Source organism: Nonomuraea monospora, from assembly GCF_039531895.1.
Taxonomy (GTDB): domain Bacteria; phylum Actinomycetota; class Actinomycetes; order Streptosporangiales; family Streptosporangiaceae; genus Nonomuraea; species Nonomuraea monospora.
Genome location: NZ_BAAAQX010000034.1, coordinates 123,716 through 141,572 on the forward strand (window position 1 = coordinate 123,716; position 17,857 = coordinate 141,572).

General features: G+C 71.8%; 15 protein-coding genes and 1 pseudogene. 10 read left to right on the top strand and 6 right to left on the bottom strand.

From position 1 onward, the window contains the following. The first annotated feature begins 64 nt into the window (after positions 1-64). Complete coding sequence (locus tag ABD331_RS45255; protein WP_344489744.1) at positions 65-598, top strand: hypothetical protein; 534 nt, start codon at positions 65-67, stop codon at positions 596-598. A gap of 81 nt (positions 599-679) precedes the next feature. On the opposite strand, the gene ABD331_RS45260 is transcribed toward ABD331_RS45255, so the two are convergent. Continuing rightward, the gene (locus tag ABD331_RS45260; protein WP_344489747.1) at positions 680-1,390 is read right to left on the bottom strand and encodes an IclR family transcriptional regulator; all 711 of its coding nucleotides are present in this window, start codon (positions 1,388-1,390) and stop codon (positions 680-682) included. A gap of 88 nt (positions 1,391-1,478) precedes the next feature. Between ABD331_RS45260 and ABD331_RS45265 the strand changes: the two genes are divergently transcribed. Genes ABD331_RS45265 through ABD331_RS45275 form a run of 3 tightly spaced genes read left to right on the top strand, consistent with a single transcriptional unit; the run spans position 1,479 to position 6,934 of the window. Then, on the top strand, positions 1,479-2,618 hold the full coding sequence (locus ABD331_RS45265; RefSeq protein WP_344489750.1) for a pyridoxal-phosphate-dependent aminotransferase family protein: 1,140 nt from the start codon (positions 1,479-1,481) through the stop codon (positions 2,616-2,618). Continuing rightward, a complete protein-coding gene (locus ABD331_RS45270; protein ID WP_344489753.1) occupies positions 2,615-5,380 on the top strand; it encodes an FAD-binding and (Fe-S)-binding domain-containing protein in 2,766 nt (921 codons plus the stop codon). The genes ABD331_RS45265 and ABD331_RS45270 overlap by 4 nt, the downstream gene beginning before the upstream one ends. Before the next feature lie 27 nt (positions 5,381-5,407). Next, on the top strand, positions 5,408-6,934 hold the full coding sequence (locus ABD331_RS45275; RefSeq protein WP_344489756.1) for an SLC13 family permease: 1,527 nt from the start codon (positions 5,408-5,410) through the stop codon (positions 6,932-6,934). A 131-nt stretch (positions 6,935-7,065) separates the two neighbouring features. Here ABD331_RS45275 and ABD331_RS45280 read toward each other — a convergent pair whose 3' ends face one another. Further along, positions 7,066-7,848, bottom strand: coding sequence for an SAM-dependent methyltransferase (locus ABD331_RS45280; RefSeq protein ID WP_344489759.1), 783 nt, complete (start codon positions 7,846-7,848; stop codon positions 7,066-7,068). Between the two features lie 43 nt (positions 7,849-7,891). Between ABD331_RS45280 and ABD331_RS45285 the strand changes: the two genes are divergently transcribed. Both ABD331_RS45285 and ABD331_RS45290 read left to right on the top strand, forming a co-directional pair. Next, entirely contained in the window at positions 7,892-9,496 is a 1,605-nt protein-coding gene (locus ABD331_RS45285; protein WP_344489761.1) for a hypothetical protein, read from the top strand. Positions 9,497-9,636: 140 nt separating this feature from the next. Next, positions 9,637-9,975 carry a hypothetical protein gene (locus tag ABD331_RS45290; RefSeq protein WP_344489763.1) on the top strand — a complete coding sequence of 113 codons (339 nt, stop codon included), beginning with the start codon at positions 9,637-9,639 and terminating at the stop codon, positions 9,973-9,975. Here ABD331_RS45290 and ABD331_RS45295 read toward each other — a convergent pair. Continuing rightward, positions 9,962-10,378, bottom strand: a complete 417-nt coding sequence (locus tag ABD331_RS45295) for a hypothetical protein (RefSeq protein WP_344489766.1) — start codon at positions 10,376-10,378, stop codon at positions 9,962-9,964. The two genes, ABD331_RS45290 and ABD331_RS45295, sit on opposite strands and share 14 nt — an antisense overlap. A 129-nt stretch (positions 10,379-10,507) precedes the next feature. On the opposite strand from ABD331_RS45295, the gene ABD331_RS45300 reads away from it, so the two are divergent. From ABD331_RS45300 to ABD331_RS45315, 4 genes are all read left to right on the top strand, one after another. Then, positions 10,508-10,819, top strand: a complete 312-nt coding sequence (locus tag ABD331_RS45300) for an EthD family reductase (RefSeq protein ID WP_344489769.1) — start codon at positions 10,508-10,510, stop codon at positions 10,817-10,819. Between the two features lie 198 nt (positions 10,820-11,017). Further along, complete coding sequence (locus ABD331_RS45305; RefSeq protein WP_344489772.1) at positions 11,018-13,480, top strand: NPCBM/NEW2 domain-containing protein; 2,463 nt, start codon at positions 11,018-11,020, stop codon at positions 13,478-13,480. 441 nt (positions 13,481-13,921) lie between these two features. After that, positions 13,922-14,833, top strand: a complete 912-nt coding sequence (locus ABD331_RS45310; protein ID WP_344489776.1) for an NBR1-Ig-like domain-containing protein — start codon at positions 13,922-13,924, stop codon at positions 14,831-14,833. Between the two features lie 2 nt (positions 14,834-14,835). Further along, positions 14,836-15,162: a hypothetical protein gene (locus ABD331_RS45315; RefSeq protein WP_344489779.1), complete on the top strand. Its 327-nt coding sequence runs from the start codon at positions 14,836-14,838 to the stop codon at positions 15,160-15,162. A 176-nt stretch (positions 15,163-15,338) separates the two neighbouring features. Here ABD331_RS45315 and ABD331_RS45320 read toward each other — a convergent pair whose 3' ends face one another. The 3 genes and pseudogenes from ABD331_RS45320 to ABD331_RS45330 all read right to left on the bottom strand — a co-directional run. Further along, positions 15,339-16,352: a hypothetical protein gene (locus ABD331_RS45320; protein ID WP_344489783.1), complete on the bottom strand. Its 1,014-nt coding sequence runs from the start codon at positions 16,350-16,352 to the stop codon at positions 15,339-15,341. Positions 16,353-16,654: 302 nt separating this feature from the next. Next, positions 16,655-17,587 carry a hypothetical protein gene (locus tag ABD331_RS45325; RefSeq protein WP_344489786.1) on the bottom strand — a complete coding sequence of 311 codons (933 nt, stop codon included), beginning with the start codon at positions 17,585-17,587 and terminating at the stop codon, positions 16,655-16,657. 61 nt (positions 17,588-17,648) lie between these two features. Beyond that, positions 17,649-17,857 (bottom strand): annotated as a pseudogene (locus ABD331_RS45330) (ABC transporter ATP-binding protein); the annotation flags it as partial.

Sequence of the window (17,857 nt, forward strand, 5' to 3'; positions counted from 1 at the left end):
GCTGGTTCGGGCCGGTGCCGGGGCGGGTAGTGCAACCACTACGGGTGCGGGAGGAGGGCATGTGATGCGAGCTGTCGCCGCTGCTGTGATGGTCGTGGCCCTGGCGGCCACGGGCTGTGCCAACGCCGGGTTCGACGAGGCCAACAGGGTCCCGCAGAACGACGGGGCCAACGCCAACGTGGGCGACAGCCTGAGCCTGCGCAACTTCTTCCTCCTGGGCGGCGCCGACTCGGCGTCGCACCCGCCGCAGCAGGCGCTGTTCGGGGTGATCGTCAACGACGCCCAGCAGCCCGACCAGCTCGAACGCGTCACCATGGAGGGCGGCGGCACCGTGCAGCTCTCCGGGCAGCCGCTCACGCTGCCGCCCGACCAGGCGGTGGGCACCGGCAACCAGCCCATCGGCACGGCCGACGGGGTGCGCGGCAACGTGGTGCCGATGACGTTCACCTTCCGCGAGGCCGAGCCGGTGCGCCTGCTGGTGCCGGTCAAGACGCGCACCGGGCACTTCGCCAACCTGCCGGCCGCGCCGTCGGGCGCGCCCTCGACGGCGCCGCCCGCCACCGCGCCGCCCACCGCTTCGCCCAGCCCTACGGGTTGAGGTGCCGCCCGCCCTTGGCGAGTGACCGGCCGGCGGAACCCGGTCAAGAACGGACGTTGACAACGCCCGAGCCGAAACCCCTCAGTGCAGGATGCCGGCCAGCGTTCCGGCCGCCTGGGTGACGAGCTTGCCGTACTCCGCACGCAGCTCCTCCGTCATGCGGCTGGCCGGGGTCGAGACGCTGAGGCTGGCGACCGGGCCCGCCGGGCCGAGGACGGCGGCGGCCACGGCGGCGATGTCGGAGCGCCACTCACCGCGGTTGTCGGCGTAGCCGCGGGCGAGCACGGCGTCCAGCTCGGCCCGCAGCACGTGCGGGTCGGTGATCGTGGTGTCGGTGTAGCCCGGCAGCTCGCCGGGCGGCCGGGTCAGGTGCGCCAGCACGGCCTTGCCGTTGGCGGAGGCGTGCAGCGGCAGCCGGATGCCCAGCGGCAGCACGATGCGCAGCGGCTTGTCGGTCTCCAGCCGCTCGATCAGCACGACCGCGTCGCCCTCGGGCACCATCAGGTGGATGGTCTCGCCGGTGCGCTGGCGCAGCTCCTCCATCACGGGCACGGCCGCGTCACGCAGCCCCAGCTCGGTGCGGCGGGCGACCTGTAAGGCCTTGCTGGTCACCTGCCAGCGCGTGACCTCGCCCCCGGCCGGCCTGATCCACCCGGCCTCGTGCAGCGTCTTCAGCGAGCGCTGCACGGTGCTCTTGGGCAGGCCGAGCCCGCGCGCCAGCTCGCCGACGCCGATCGGCTGGCGGTCGGCGACCTCTTCCAGCACCCGGAGAGCGTTGATCACGTTCTGCATGCATTGACTCCTCTGCGGACCGATTTTAATGTTAATGAACCGCACAGCGGCACGCCGTGCCGTGTGATGGCACGGAGGTGGTCAGACAGTGGGCCGGCACTTCTTGCAGATTCCCGGGCCGACCAACGTTCCCGATCGGGTGCTGCGAGCCATCGCCCAGCCCACGATCGACCACCGGGGGCCCGCGTTCGCCCGGCTCGCGGGCGAGCTGCTCGAACGGCTGAAGACCGTCTTCAAGACCGCGGGCCCCGTCGTTGTCTACCCGTCGTCGGGCACCGGCGCGTGGGAGGCGGCGCTGGTCAACACGCTGTCGCCGGGCGACAAGGTGGTGGCGTTCGAGACCGGGCACTTCTCCTCGCTGTGGTGCGAGATGGCCGCCAGGCTGGGGCTGGTCGTGGACGTGGTGCCGGGCGACTGGCGGCACGGCGCCGACCCCGGCGCGCTGGCCGACCGGCTCACGCCGGACGTCGCCGCCGTCATGGTGGTGCACAACGAGACCTCCACCGGCGTGCGCAGCCGCGTCCCCGAGATCCGCGCGGCACTCGACCGCGCCGGGCATCCCGCGCTGCTGCTGGTGGACACGATCTCGTCGCTGGGCTCGATGGACTTCCGCCACGACGAGTGGGGCGTGGACGTGACCGTCGGCTGCTCCCAGAAGGGGCTGATGCTGCCGCCCGGCATGGGGTTCAACGCGGTCAGCGGCAAGGCCCTGGCGCACCGGGGGCGGCTGCCCCGGTCGTACTGGGACTGGGAGCCGATCATCGCCGCCAACCGGCAGGGTTTCTTCCCTTACACGCCGCCCACCAACCTCATGTACGGGCTGCGCGAGGCGCTCCTCATGCTGGAGGAGGAGGGCCTGGACGCGGTCTTCGCCCGGCACGACCGGCACGCCGAGGCGACCAGGCGGGCCGTGCGCGGCTGGGGGCTGGAGGTGCTCTGCGCCGACGAGCGCGAGCACTCCAGCTCGCTGACCGCCGTGCTGATGCCGGACGGCCACGACGCCGACGCCGTCAGGCGGCTCATCCTGGAGCGGTACGACATGTCGCTCGGCACCGGGCTCGGGCGGCTGGCGGGCAAGGTGTTCCGCATCGGCCACCTCGGCCACTTGGGCGACCTCACGCTGGCGGGCACGCTGAGCGGGGTCGAGATGGGGCTGTCGGCGGCCGGGGTGCCGATCAAGGAGGGCGGGGCGCGGGCGGCCCTGGCGTACCTGGAGGTCACCCAGTGACGTTGGCTCGGACGCTGGCCCCGCTGATCACCGGTGACGTCCGGGACGACCCGTACACCAGGCACCTGTACTCCTCCGACGCCAGCATGTACGCCATCGAGCCGCTCGCCGTCGCCTTCCCCCGGCACGCCGAGGACGTGCAGGCCCTCGTGGTGGCGTGCGGCGAGCTGGGCGTGCCGCTGCTGCCGCGCGGCGCGGGCACCAGCCTGGCGGGCCAGACGGTGGGCGCCGCAGTGATCGTCGACTTCTCCCGGCACATGAACCGCATCCTGGAGCTCGACGGCAGGACCGCCCGCGTGCAGCCCGGCGTCGTGCAGGACCAGCTCAACCGGGCGGCCCGCAAGCACGGGCTGATGTTCGGGCCCGACACCTCCACCAGCAACCGGGCCACCATCGGCGGCATGATCGGCAACAACTCGGCCGGCAGCCACTCCGTCCTGTACGGCTCCACCATCGACCACGTCCAGGCGCTGCGCGTGGTGCTCGCCGACGCCACCACCCCCGACCTCGCCACCGACGCCCGGCTGCGGACGGCGGTCGCCGGCATCCTCGACGGCCTCGACCTGTCCGGCTTCCCGCGCTTCTGGCGCCACTCCGGCGGCTACCGCCTCGACCAGGCCGTCCACGGCGACCTCACGAAGCTGATCGTCGGGTCGGAGGGCACGCTGGCCGTGGTGACCGAGGCCACGGTCGGCCTGGTGGACCTGCCGAAGGCCAAGGCCATCGCCGTCGGCCACTTCACCTCCACCCCCGCCGCCATCGCCGCCACCGCCGACGCCCTCGCCTTCGACGCCGCCTCCGTCGAGCTGCTCGACAAGGCCATCCTTCAGTTGTCCAGGCAGCGCGTGGACTACGCCGGGCTCGGCGACATCCTGGAGGGCGACCCGGAGGCGCTGCTGTTCGTGGAGTTCTTCGGCGACACCCAGGAAGAGGTGGCCGACCGGGTCGACAAGCTGGCCGCCATCTGGAAGTCCAACGGCCACGGCTACCACACGCTGCGCGCCGTCACCGGGCAGCAGCAGACGGCCGTGCTGAAGGTGCGCAAGGCCGGGCTCGGCCTGCTGATGGCCTCCAGCGTGGGCAGCCGCAGGCCGCTCGCGTTCGTCGAGGACACCGCCGTGCCACCCGACCGGCTGCTGCCCTATGTCGAGGAGTTCGCCCGCATCCTCGACCGGCACGGGCTGCGGGCCGGCTTCTACGGCCACTGCTCGGTCGGCTGCCTGCACGTACGCCCGTTCGTCGACCTGCGCTCGCCCGGCGAGATCGGCACGATGCGGGCCGTCGCCGAGGAGATCGCCGACCTCGCCGCCCGGCACGGCGGCGTGAACTCCAGCGAGCACGGCGACGGCCTGGCCCGCTCCGAGTTCAACCGGCGCCTGTTCGGCGAGGCAGTCTACGAGGCGATGCGGCAGGTCAAGCAGGTCTTCGACCCGCACAACCGGCTCAACCCCGGCAAGATCGTGGACGCGCCGCCGATGACCGACCACCTGCGCGACCCCGCCATGCCCGCGCCGCAGCGGCTCTCGACGACCTTGAGCTTCGCCGGCGGCATGCACGCCGCCGCCGACCGGTGCATGAACGTCGGCGTGTGCCGCAAGGACGACACCGGCGTCATGTGCCCGTCGTACATGGCCACCCGCGAGGAGGAACACTCCACCCGCGGCCGGGCCAACGCCCTGGTCAAAGCCCTGTCGTCACCCGACCCCCGGCAGGCGCTCGGCGACGAACGGGTGCACGGCATCCTCGACCTCTGCCTGGAGTGCAAGGCCTGCCAGTCGGAGTGCCCGCTCGGGGTCGACATGGCCGCCATGAAGAGCGAGTTCCTCCACCAGTACCAGCAGGTCAACGGCGTGCCGCTGCGGGCGCGGGCGTTCGGCGCGATCAGGACGCTCAACCGGCTCGGCTCCGCCACCGCGCCCCTGTCGAACTGGCTGGCCGGCGCCGCCCGCCGCCCGCTCGGCCTCAGCACGGAACGCCCGCTGCCCCGCTTCCACCGCGACAACCTCGTCCGCTGGTTCACCCGCAGGCCCGTCAAGCAGGGCCGCCGGGACGTCATCCTGCTCGCCGACTCCTTCACCACCTTCAGCGAACCCGCGATCGGGCGCGCCGCCGTCGAGCTGCTGGAGCGCGCCGGCTACCGCGTCCACCTCGCCGCCGACGGCTGCTGCGGGCGCTCCAGCATCTCCAAGGGCCTGCTCGACCGGGCGCGAGCGATGGCCGCCGACCTCGTCACCCGACTGTCCGCCTCCGACGCGCCCATCGTCGGGCTGGAACCGTCCTGCCTGCTGACACTCAAGGACGAGTACGCCGCCCTGCTGCCCGGCGACCCGCGCGTGGCGGCCGTGGCGGCCCGCGCCCGGCTCGTCCCCGAACTCCTCGCCGAAGCCATCGACGACGGCTCGCTCCCGCTCGGCGACGCCCTGCGCGGACGCCGGATCCTGCTGCACGGCCACTGCCACGAGAAGGCCGTCACCGGCACCGCCGCCACGCTCTCCCTGCTGACCAGGATCCCCGGAGCGGAGGTGACGGAGCTCGACGCCGGCTGCTGCGGCATGGCCGGATCGTTCGGCTTCGAAGCCGAACACTACGACCTGTCCATGAAGATCGGCGCCCTCCGGCTCTTCCCGGCGATCGCCGCATCCGCACCCGACACCCTGCTCGCGGCCACGGGGGTCTCCTGCCGCCAGCAGATCGCACACGGCGCCGGACGCGCCGCCCGCCATCCGGTCGAACTCATCGCCTGGGCGGCCGGCCTGCCATAAAAGCATCGGGGGAGATCGGAGAACGCAGTGTCCGCAGAGCTCCTGTCCATCCTCGCCCTCATCGCCATGTTCGTCGTGGCCACGATCTTCCCCATCAACCTCGGCGCGCTGGCCCTCGTCGGCGCCTTCCTCGTCGGCACGCTCGCCGCCGGCATGGAGACCGACACCATCCTGGACGCCTTCCCCGGCAGCCTGTTCGTGATCCTCGTCGGGGTGACGCTGCTGTTCGCCATCGCCACCAACAACGGGACCGTGGACTGGCTCGTCCGGGCCGCCGTGCACCTCGTACGGGGGCGGCTGGCCGCCATCCCGGTGGTCGTGTTCGTCATCTCGGCACTGCTCACGGCGGTGGGGGCGCCCGCGCCCGCGGTGGCGGCGATCCTGGCGCCGATCGCGTTCGGGTTCGCGGCCGACTATCGGATCCATCCGATGTTGATCGGGCTGATGGTGGCGCACGGGACTCAGGCGGGGGCGTTCTCGCCGATCAGTGTGCTGGGGGGCATCGTCAACGGGGTCACGGCGGAGGCTGGGTTGCCCAGCAGCAGTCTGGTGTTGTTCTTGTCCAGTTTCGCGTTCAACGCTGCTGCGGCGTTGATCGTGTTCTTCGTGTTCGGCGGGCGGCGGCTCATGGGGCGCGACGCCCACGCGACGGCCGGTGACACCACGCCCACCACGTCCGGCACACCCGGCACCGCGCCCGCCACGTCCGGCACGCCCACCGCCCCGCCCGCAGCGTCCGGCGCCTCCAGCACGCCCACCGCAACCGGCGGGTCCAGCACCGTGCCTGCCGCATCCGGCGCCCCCGCCGCAGCCCGCACCTCCGGCGCGTCCGGCGGCGCGTCCGGCGGCGGGTCCGGCGGCGGGTCCGGCGGCGGGTCCGGTGCTGAGGGCGGTGGCGTGGTCACCACAGAGACCGCCCCCGCCACGGCCTCCACCACCGCGGCGGGTCTCCGGCTCACCCCGCACCAGGCCCTGACCCTGGCCGGCATCCTCGGCCTCTGCCTGGCCGTCCTGGCGTTCAAGCTGGACGTCGGCCTGACCGCCGTCACCGTCGCCGTCATCCTCATGCTCACCTCCCCCAAGTCCAACAAGGGCGCCGTGGAGAAGGTGGCCTGGCCGACCGTGCTGCTGATCTGCGGCGTCGTCACGTACGTGGGCGTCCTGCAAGAGATCGGCACCGTCGACTACGTCGGCTCAGCCGTGGCCGCGATCGGCATCCCGCTGCTGGTGGCGCTGCTCATCTGCTACGTCGGCGGCGTCGTGTCGGCGTTCGCCTCGACCGTCGGGATCCTGGGCGCGCTGGTGCCGCTGGCCGTGCCGCTGCTGGCGCAGGGCAGCCTGGGGCCGATCGCGATGATCGCGGCGCTGTCGGTGTCGTCGGCGATCGTGGACGTCAGCCCGTTCTCGACGACGGGGGCGCTGCTGGTGGCCAACGTGCGGGGGATGGAGCGGGACGTCTTCTACCGCAAGCTGCTGACCTACGGCGGCGTGATCGTCCTGGTGGGGCCGCTGGCCGCGTGGGCCATCCTGGTCGTGCCGGGCTGGCTCGGCTGAATGGTCGTGCCCGGCCGGCTCGGCTGAGCGGTCGTGCCCGGCCGGCTCGGCTGAATGGTCGTGCCCGGCTGGCTCGGCTGAGAGCGAGGCCCACAGCCGGGCCGGCTCGGGCTGAGAGCGCGACCCACCGATCACGGCTTGCGGGCCACCCCGCCGAGCCACCACGACGTGTCGTCCCCAGCCGTACGACGCCACTGCCCCACCCCGACCAGCCCTGGCTCCACCATGTCGAGCCCCTCGAAGAGCCCCTCGATCTCCTTGCGCGACCGGAAGTACAGCCCACCGTTGTACAACGCCCGCGTCTGCGCGATGCGCGGATCATCCGGCACCCCACCGTCCGACAGATGGGTGATCACCACGTGGCTACCCGACGGCAACCGATCGAGCAACCTCCGCACCAGCCCGGCCGGATCATCGGAATCAGGCACGAAGTGCAGGATCGCGATGAGAATCACCGCGACCGGCTGATCCAGATCGATCAGCAGGGCCAGCTCTGGAGAGTCCAGAATCGCCTCCGGCTCCCGGGCGTCCCCCGGCACGACGAGCGTGCCCCGACGTCCGCCGAGCAGCGCCCGCGAGTGCACGAGCACCACGGAGTCGTTGTCCACGTACGCGACCTTGGCGTCCGGGTCGATCCGCTGCGCCACCTCGTGAACGGGCCGCTCGGCGGGGATCCCCGCGCCGACGTCGACGAACTGCCGGACGCCCGCCTCCCCCACCAGGTACCGGACCGCGCGAACCAGGAACTCACGGTTCTCCATGGCCGCGGCGCGCACCTCGGGCGCCATCGCCAGCACCGCCTCGGCGGCGTCCCGGTCCGCGGCGAAGTTGTCCTTGCCGCCGAGGAAGTAGTTGTAGATCCTCGCGGCGTTCGGGGTCTTCGAGTCGACTCCCGGAAGCTCAGTCTCGGACATATCGCCGAGAATAGATCATCGGGTCTTGGCAGACACGGGTTGTATGAGAGATCTTGTCCGGATGGAGCACGCGGTGGTGTTCGGAGCCGGACTCGCGGGGCTACTGACCGCACGGGTGCTGGCCGACCGGTACGAGCGGGTCACGATCGTCGAGCGCGACCGGCTCACCGAGGGGCCCCGGCGGGGCGTACCGCAGGGCAGGCACGCGCACGCGCTGCTGCCTCGCGGACAGCAGATCATCGAGGAGCTGTTCCCCGGGCTGACCGGGGAACTGGTGGCGGCGGGGGCGGTGCCGTACCGGCCGCTTGAGGAAGCGCGCATGGTGCTCGGCGGGCAGCGCATGTGCCGCGCCGAGATGCCGGACCGCGGCCTCGCGCTGACCCGCCCGTTCCTGGAGGACCACGTACGGCGGCGGCTGCTCGCGCTTCCCGCGGTGGAACTGCTCGACGGCTGGGACGCCATCGGCCCGCTCTTCACCGCCGACCGGACCGGCAGCCCGACCTCCACCACCCACCACCCCACGGTCACAGACCCCACCACCACCCTCCCCACCCGTCCCGCCGCCAGCCCCACCACCGCCACGCCTGCCGACCCCGCCACCACTACACCCCCCGGCACCTCCGCCAGCGGCACCAGCGCCCAGTCCTTCGGGCGCACCGGCCCCGCCACCAGCCCCACCGCCACTACACCTCCCGGCACCTCCACCAGCGGCACCACCGCCCAGTCCAGCGGACGCACCGGCCCCACCACCCGCGTCAACGCCGTCGTCACCGGCGCGCGGATCGGCCGTCAAGGCGAGGAGCGCACGCTGCCCGCCGACCTCCTGGTGGACGCCATGGGCCGCGCAGGCAGAGCCGCGACCTGGCTGACCGAGGCGGGCCTCGAACGCCCTCCGGTGGAGGAGGTCGAGGTGAACGTCGGCTACGGCACCTGCTACCTGACCCTCCCGCAGGACGCCCTGGGCGGCGACTTCCTGGTGCTCATCGGCTGCACCCCGGCCAACCCGCGCGGCATGGCCCTGTTCCGGGTCGAGGGCGAGCGCTGGATCCTCAGCGCGGGCGGCATGTGCGGCGACCACCCGCCCACCGACCCGGCCGCGTTCCTCGACTACGTCGCCACGATCGTGCCGCCGTCCATGCCGGACGTGCTCCCGGCCCTGCGCGCGGCCCGATTACCGGACGAGATCCTCCCCGCCCGCTTCCCGAAGGCGGTCCGCCGCCGCTTCGACCGGCTGCGCAGGCCACCGCGCGGCCTGATCGCCGTCGGCGACGCGACGTGCAGCGTCGATCCCCTGTACGGGCAGGGCATGAGCGCCGCCGCCCTCCAGGCCATCGCGTTGCGCGACACGCTCGCCCAGGGCCGCGACGACCTCGAACGCCGCTACTTCCGCGCCGCGATGCGCGCCACCGACCCCGTCTGGCAGCTCGCGCTCCAGGCCGACCTGGCCTTCCCCGGGGTGCCTGGCGAGCCGCCGCTGCTGTCGCGGATGATCGGCCGGTACGTGGCCCGCGTCCAGCGCGCCGCCACCCGGGACCCGTCGTGCGCGATCGCGTTCGCCCGCGTGGTGGGCCTCGTGGACCCGCCGTCCGCCCTGATGCGCCCCGCCGTCCTCCGCCTCGCCGCCAAACACGGCTCCCCGTCCGACTGAAGCCTCGCCGCCAAGCACGGCTCCCCGTCCGGCTGAGATCCGTCCGTGATCGCGTACGGTCAGAAGGCTCCGGCGTCCCCTCGACAGCGGAGGACCCCTCATGCACAAGCGCCTCACGGGCCGCGCTCCTCTCCACAGCCTTGGCGACCGGCGTGCTCACCGGCGCCGGCCAGGCCCACGCCTCGCCCGACCCGATCAAGAGCCTGCGCAAGCAGTTCGCCGAGGGACGCGGCGTCCGGGTCTCGGAGACCACCCGCGACAAGACCTCCAAGGTCAAGGACCTCCCGCCGACGAGGACCACAGGCACGATCGAGTTGGGCAGTTCGGGAGCCGGGGACTACGACCTCACCTCACGTTGGAAGATCACACCGCCGCCGGCGGACGAGATCGTCGGGTTCGAAGAGCTGGAGGGGCCGTTCGCGTCGCAGGAGAACGACGAGCCGCTCACGCTGGACCGGGGCGACCTCAGCGCTCGTTGATGTGCTGGTCCCGCCCCGCCTGGTAGATCCGGGCCTGACCGCTCGCCTTGGCCTCCATCACGACGGACCCGGCCCGCCCCTGCTCGTCGGTGGCCAGCGCGGGCCGCAGCACCTCGTCCAGCACCCGCTGGATCTCCACGGCCATCGCCGGGTCCGCGCGCAGCAGCGCCGCCAGCCTGATCTGCCAGGACCCGGCCAGTGCCCGCTCGGTGTCCTCGTCGCCGTCGGCCCGCGCTTCCAGCACCTGCCCGCGTACGCTCTCCAGCTCCGCCCCAACGGCCTGGACCTCGCCAGGCTTGGCCCGCCGCCACAGGTTCACCGCGCCGTCGCGGGCCGCCTGCCAGGCGTCGGTGGCCATGGCGGCCACCAGAGCCGTCCCTGCCGCCAGAACGATCGGATCCATGCGCGCCCCCTACTCGGCCGTCTCCTCCGTTCACCGTAGAACGGCAAAGGCCGGGCCGCCGCCCCTATCGCCGAGGCCGTGGCGGGGGTTTCATCAAAGGGCACATCCCCGTCCGCCCCGGAGGCGACAGTGGCTTTCCAGCTCATCGTGCTCTACAACCAGCCGGAGAACGCCGCGGCGTTCGACAAGCACTACGACGAGACGCACGCCCCGCTCGCGGCCCGCATGCCGGGCGTGCGTTCGTACTCGACCATGCGGCCCGCCGCCACCGGCGGCGAGCAGGCTCCCTACCACCTCGTCGCGGTGCTGACCTTCGACGACCAGCAAGCGTTCGAGGCGGCGGCTGCCAGTGAGGAGGGCAAGGCGGCGGTCGCCGACCTGGCGAACTTCGCGGGGAAGGGCGTCACGCTGCTGACCGGCCCCGCGGGCATGGTCGTCTGAGCGGGCTGGGCGGGTCGCCGCTTAACCGATTCATAGCGTACGGTGCCGTAACCCACGGCGATCCGCCCAGCTCGCACGAATCGAAACAGTTCGACAACGCCGCAAGGCGTCGATGAACCAGTTAATCCGCATATTGACGGCCGTCACACGCGTCTATAGCGTCCACAGTCGCTGACCGCATGTCACCTCTGGAGGCGCATGATGCGGAATCGGGGACGGCCCGTCGCGGCCCTCGTCTCATCCCTGGCGCTCGTCTGGTCGTTCCTCGCCCTCCCCGCCGCCGCCCAGGCGGCGCCTCCCGCGCCGGCGGCCACCCCGCCCATGGGCTTCAACAACTGGAACGCGTTCGGCTGCGACGTCAGCGAGCGACTGATCAAGGAGACGGCCGACGTCCTGGTCTCCAGCGGCCTCAAGGACGCCGGCTACCAGTACGTCAACATCGACGACTGCTGGTCGCTGCGGGAACGCGGCCCGGACGGGCGGCTGGTGCCGGACCCGGCGAAGTTCCCCGGCGGCATCGCGGGCGTGGCGGACTACGTCCACGACAAAGGCCTCAAGCTCGGCATCTACGGCGACGCGGGCACCAAGACCTGCGCCGGATACCCCGGCAGCCTCGGACACGAGGAACTCGACGCCCAGACCTGGGCGGACTGGGGCGTCGACTACCTCAAGTACGACAACTGCAACAACCAGTCGGACGGGTCGCAGGAGGACTACATCCGGCGCTACACCGCCATGCGCCAGGCGCTCGACAAGACCGGCCGGGTGATCGTGTACTCCATCTGCGAGTGGGGCACCTCCCAGCCGTGGACGTGGGCGAAAGGCGTCGGCCACCTGTGGCGTACGACGGGTGACATCAGCGACAACTGGGCCAGCCTCCGCTCGATCATCCGGCAGAACGCGCCGCTGGCCCCGTACGCAGGGCCTGGCCACTGGAACGACCCCGACATGATGGAGATCGGGAACGGCGGGATGACGGCCACCGAGTACCGCACCCACCTGAGCATGTGGGCCATGATGGCCGCCCCGCTGATCATCGGCACCGACCTGCGCGCGGCCTCCGCCGAGACGCTGTCCATCCTCGGCAACCGGGCGCTCATCGCCATCGACCAGGACCGGCTCGGCGTGCAGGGCGCGGTCGTCTCGGACGGCAACGGGCTCATGGTGCTCGACAAGCCCCTCGCGAACGGCGACCGGGCCATCGCCCTGTACAACTCCACCGACACGCTGGCCACCGTGAGCGTCGCGACGGGCCTGACCGGGTTGCGGCCTGCGGGCGCGTACCGGCTGACGGACGTTTGGAGCGGGGCCGAGACGCAGGTGAAGTCCACCATCTCGGCGGGCGTGCCCGCTCACGGGACCGTCGTGTACCGCGTACGTCCGCTGCGCGACCCCGCCGGCGTGGCGCCCGCGGTCGCGGTCGGCGCCGAACTGGGCACCGTCGTCCCGGGTCCCACCGGCGGCGGCACGCTGACGACCACCGTGACCAACCGCGGCGTCGGCGCCATCCGCGACGTGTCGGTCGCGGCGAACGTACCGGAAGGCTGGACCGCCACCCCCACCCCCTCTCCCGAACGCGCCCGGCTCGCCACGGACGCCACCCTGCGGACGACCTGGCGGCTCGACGTCCCGGCAGGCACCCCCGCCGGCCACTACCCGATCGACATCACCGCCTCCTACAGATGGGGCCCCCGCCACCGCCCCGCCACCACCTCCAGCCAGATCATCGCCACGGTCGTGACCGCCCCCGAGGACGGACGCCGGCACCTGAGCACGATCTCCCCCGTCACCTCCGCCAACGCCACCGGCCCCGTGGAAACCGACCAGAGCAACGGCGGCGCACTGGAGAACGACGGCAACCTCATCACCATCGCCGGCCACGTCCACCAGCGCGGCCTGGGCACCACGACCGGCAGCGAACTGCGCTACTACCTCGGCGGCCGATGCTCGCGCCTGGTCACCGACGTGGGCGTGGACGACGAGGCGCAGGGCGGCCCTGCCACGTTCACCGTGTACGCCGACGACACCGCCGCCGCGACCAGCGGCCCCGTCGCCGCGGGCGAGGCCCCGAAGCCCCTCACCGCCGACCTGACCGGCGCCGCCTGGCTGCGCCTGGTGGCGGACTCCCCGACACCCGGCACCCACGCCGACTGGGCAACCCCCATACTGACCTGCGGCGACGTCCCGGACGACAGCCCAACGCTGCCCGAGTCGCAAACCCTCTTCTCCTTCGAATCCGGCACCGACGGCTTCACCATCGCCAACCCGGGCGACGGCGGCACCGTCGCACCATCACCCCTCTTCCACACCCAGGGCGCGAACGGCCTCGCGGTGTCCACCCCGGTCGCCGGCAACTGGTTCGGGAGGACGCTGGCCGCGCCGGTGGACCTGTCCGGCAGGACGATGCTCAAGTTCGACCTCAAGGCGGGGGACGTCGGCACCGTCGGGGAGATCGCCGTCCAGGTCGGAGAGTCGTTCACCTGGTGCCAGGGCGGGCTGTGGACGTGGACCAACCCGCACTCCAGCAGGACTGTCACCGAGCGGTTCGATCAGATCAGCTGTCCGGTGGGGGTGACGCTCGATCGGAGTGACATCCGGGCGGTGTGGGTGTTCCTGAACACCGGAGGCGAGGTGCTCATCGACGACATCAGGGCCGAGTGAACGCGCCGGGGCCCGTCCGCTCGCTCCCCGCCGAACGAACGGGCCCCGGACGCCATGGCGCATCTCACCCCAGACCTCCCTCCAGCCCGGCCCAAGCCATCCGACCTCCCCCTCCCCCGTTCACCTGCCCCACCGCCTGGCCCCACCGCCTGGCCCCACCGCCTGGCCCCACCGCCTGGCCCCACCGCCTGGCCCCACCGCCTGGCCCCACCGCCTGGCCCTCCTCCCGCCCCTCCACCTGGCCCTCCTCCCGCCCCTCCACCTGGGCCCTCCTCCGGCAACTTGACCTGGGCCAAGTTCTCCCACCGAGCCGCACGGCCGAGCGCGCCATACCGGTCCTGGTGACTCACGGTCCACACCCCAGTCAGCTTTGGTAACCTCCATTGGTCTTGGTGCCGTGCGGCAGGGAGCCGCGTGGCGGCCGACCGAAGCAGAGGTGGGATGGCGCAGTCGCCCGGATCGCAGGACGAGGGCACGGGGGCGCGGCGTGGCCGCCGCCCCGTCCGGCCCGACCCGGGCTCCGGCCCCGTCGCGCTCTTCGCCCACCGCCTGTGGGAGCTGAAGGAGCAGGCGGGCGATCCGTCCTTCGCCGATATGGCCTCCCGTCTCGGAGCCGCCGCTTCCAAGTCCTCCCTCGCCGCCGCAGCCCGTGGCACGACGATGCCGAGCTGGGAGACGACCTGGGAGTTCGTCCGCGTACTGGCCGTCGATCGGCTGGGCAGAGACGAGCACGAGGTCAGACGCGAGTGGCGAACGTACTGGAAGGAAGCCTCCCACCCTGCGTACGACACCCGCCACACGACCACCGACGAGCCACCCACACCGGACAACCCCCCTCCCTCCGACGACCCACCACCCACCGGCAAGCGGCCCCGATCGGGCAGGCGGCACGCCATCCTGGCTGCGATCTGCGGCGTGGTCGGCGCGGGCGCCATCCTGATCGGCTGGGTCCTCCCCCACGTCGTGGACGACGCGGAAGGCGCCCCGTCCCTCCGCCCGACCCCGCCGACCACCCCGTTCGACGACTCGATCTTCGAGAAGGACGTCACCTACCCTGACGGCACCGTCGTGCGGCCGGGCACGTCCTTCGACAAGACCTGGCGCATCCGCAACTCGGGCAACCTCCCCTGGCAGGACCGCTACCTCACCCGCATGAACGACACCCCGTGCAAGGCGCCCAAGCACGTCGCGATCGGCCCGGTCCTGCCGGGCGAGTCGGTCGACATCACCGTACGCGTCCGCGCCGCCGACTCCCCGGGCCGCTGCAAGATCTTCTGGAAGATGACCGACGAACACGGCGCCCCGCTCCTGTCCGCCAAGAAACCCATATTCCTGGACGTCAGCGTCGCCTGACCATGAACCCTCCCCCACGCTTCACCCCGGGCACCACGGCGGTGCGCCGTCACGTCCGCCAGGGCGAGGTCTGGACGGCGGTCCCGTACCGCGTCCTCCAGGACACCGACGACTACCTGGTCGTAGCCGGATGGCCCAGCCTGCGCGGCCTGCTCTCCACCACACTGATCGACACCATCACGAACGGCGACGCCGCCGACCGGAAACACCCGATCCGCGAGCTCGCCTCGGGTGCGTGGGAGCTGGCCCGGTGGTCGCCGAGCCCGACTTGTCCCGCTAGGTGTGGAAGGACGAGGACGACTACGAGCACGCCAGACGGCTGGGGCTGATCGACGACCGGCAACACCGCCGCGTCACCGAGGCACGCCTGAGGGTCGTCTGCCTGCTCGAAACCCGGCAAGGCTTCCTTCCTGCACGACTGGACGCCGCTCCCCTACGGCCCCACCTTGCCCGCGAACGCCACCACCGCCCACCTCCCTGGTCCTGCACTTCGCGGGTGACTCGTTCAGCCGCCCAGTTCCAGCCGTACCGTGGACGACTCCTGAAGGATGATCACGACCCCTTGCTGAGGTCGCCAGTCCTGGGCGACCAGGAAGTAGCCCTTGCTGGTGTGCAGGAGCAGGCGCAGGCCCGTGTAGCGGTAGCGGTAGTCGTCCTTGCCAGTGGAGCCGGGGAGGGTCGTCTCCTTGCCTGCCGCCAGGTTCAGGCGTTGGGTGCTGTAGACGCGTACCATCGCCAGGTTGTCCACCTGGAGGTTCTCGGCCAGGGAGACGCCCAGGACGGTGGCGTAGTTGCCTGCTCCGTAGAAGAGCGATACGCACACGATGAGCGCGGTGAAGGCGTAGCGCAGGGGCATGTTGGTGTGCGGGGTTTGGCCGGGGATGGTGGAGCGGAGGTGGGTGCCGTACAGGGTGAGCAGGGCGCCTACGCCGATGCTGAAGGGGAAGATCAGGAACGCTGTCTCTAGCAGGGGGCCGACGAAGCCCAGGGCCCAGAAGGTGACGGGTAGCACCAGCCATGCCCAGGACATGAAGCGCAACGAGTACCGGACGAGCCGGTCTGTGCTCTTGGTCTGGCCGCCTGTGCTTCCGGCTCGGCAGTCTGCAACTCCTGCCTTCTCAGCCGGACCGCCCTCCTGGCCCGCCACTTCGTCTTCCTGGCCGGCGGTGCTGCCTTCCCGGCCCGCGGTGCCGAGGTTGCGCACGCGGGGAGCGAGGAAGTGGTCGAGTTGCAGCCATGCCAACCCGCCGATGGCGATGAGCAGCAGCAGGGTCAGGGCCTGGCGGACGCTTCGCAGCACGTAGTCCGTGGGCGACATGCCCAGGACGCTGTCGTCGAGGCCCAGCTCCAGGGCCTGGATCTCGCTGCGCTGCCAGCCGAAGTAGACGAGCAGGGCGGTCAGTACGGTCACATTGGCCAGCAAGCCGATGGCCCAGCGCAGCAACGGGTGTCCGGCCAAGCCATCGCCCTCGGCCTCCTCGCCCGCCGACGGGTCCTCCTCGCCCGCCATGGCAGCCAACGGGTCACGCTCGGGCAGCGACCTCGCCCTCGGATGCTCAGCGACCGTCAGGGGCGTGGCGGCGGTGGGGCGGTCAGCGGCTGTTGCGGGCTGGCCGTCCGTTGCAGGCTGGGCGTCCGTTGCAGGCTGGGCGTCCGCAAGGGACGCGGTGGCCGTCGGGCGGTCGGCGGGCGTTGGGCGGTCGGCGGCTTGCCCTGGCAGCTCACGTTGGCCGTTGGCGGTGAGCGGCGGCGCACGACCATCGTCCGCAGGGGGCCTCGGAGGGGCTGGCCTTCCCGCGATTTCCACGGTCGGCTCGTCGCTCATCCGGAGTCGGAGTCCGAAGAGGAGTCGGAGTCCTGCCCAGCCCCCGTGTCAGACGTGGACTCCGAGCTCTCACCGGACTCCGACGACGACCCGGAATCAGGCGAGGACCCGGAATCAGGCGAAGACTCCGATCTGGACGAAGACTCCGTGTCAGACGACGACTCAGGATCCGGCGAAGATTCAGAAGAGGCCTCAGGCGTGGAATCGGGCGACGACTCGGGCGAGGACTCCCCTGACGACTCCGGTGACGACTCCGGTGACGACTCAGGTGATGACTCCGCTGACGTCTCAGGCGAAGACTCGGGCTCTGGCGTGGAGGTGCGTGGGATGACCGGCGGGCACGTGCCGAGCGTCGACGTGGGCCGTCCGCGGACCACGCTCCCCACCGCCCGATCCAACGCGCAGATGAACCAGACGTTCTCCTCGTTCGCGTAGACCGCCCGCGCGTACGCGGCCTTGGCCGCCGCCCTGTCACCTCGGCACAGGTGAACGCCGGCCTGGAACAGCGGCACGGTCTGCTCGGTCCGGAAGTTTCCCTGGGTCAGGTCGAGCAGGGCCTGGGCGTCGTCGCACCGGCCCTCCGACAACGCCGCGTAGACCTCCCCTTCGTTCACGTCCACCGAGGTCTCGCCGACCGGCAGTGTGAACTCGTACTGGGTCTTGCGGGTGGGCCCCGTGGAGGGGCGGGTCGGGTCGCCGCCGCCGCCGGCCACCACTTCGCCGTCGCCGCCACCCGCCACTTCGCCGTCGCCGCCGGCCGGCACCTCGCCGTCGCCGCCCGTGGCCACCTCGCCGTCAACACCGGAGGAGGAGCCGCCGGAAGAGGAGCCGCCGGAAGAGGAGGAGGCGGGGCCGTTGAGGGCGCCGCTGCCGCAGCCGGTCACCGCGAGGCAGGACATGAGGGCGAGGGCGGCCGTCCAGGTCTTCATGCCTGGTGACGCTAGGAGGGCGGCCGCCGCAGGGCATGAGTATCCCCCTACTCAACTGGTCTCAGCGATAGGCGGTGGCCTGGAGGGTGTAGAGGTCGGCGTAGAGGCCGTCGAGGGCCATCAGGGTGGCGTGGTCGCCCTGCTCGGTGACCTTGCCGTGGTCGAGGACGTAGATGCGGTCGGCGTAGCGGACGCTGGCCAGGCGGTGGGTGATGAGCAGGACGGTGCGGCCGTCGGCGTGGTGGCGGATGCGTTCGAACAGGGCGTGTT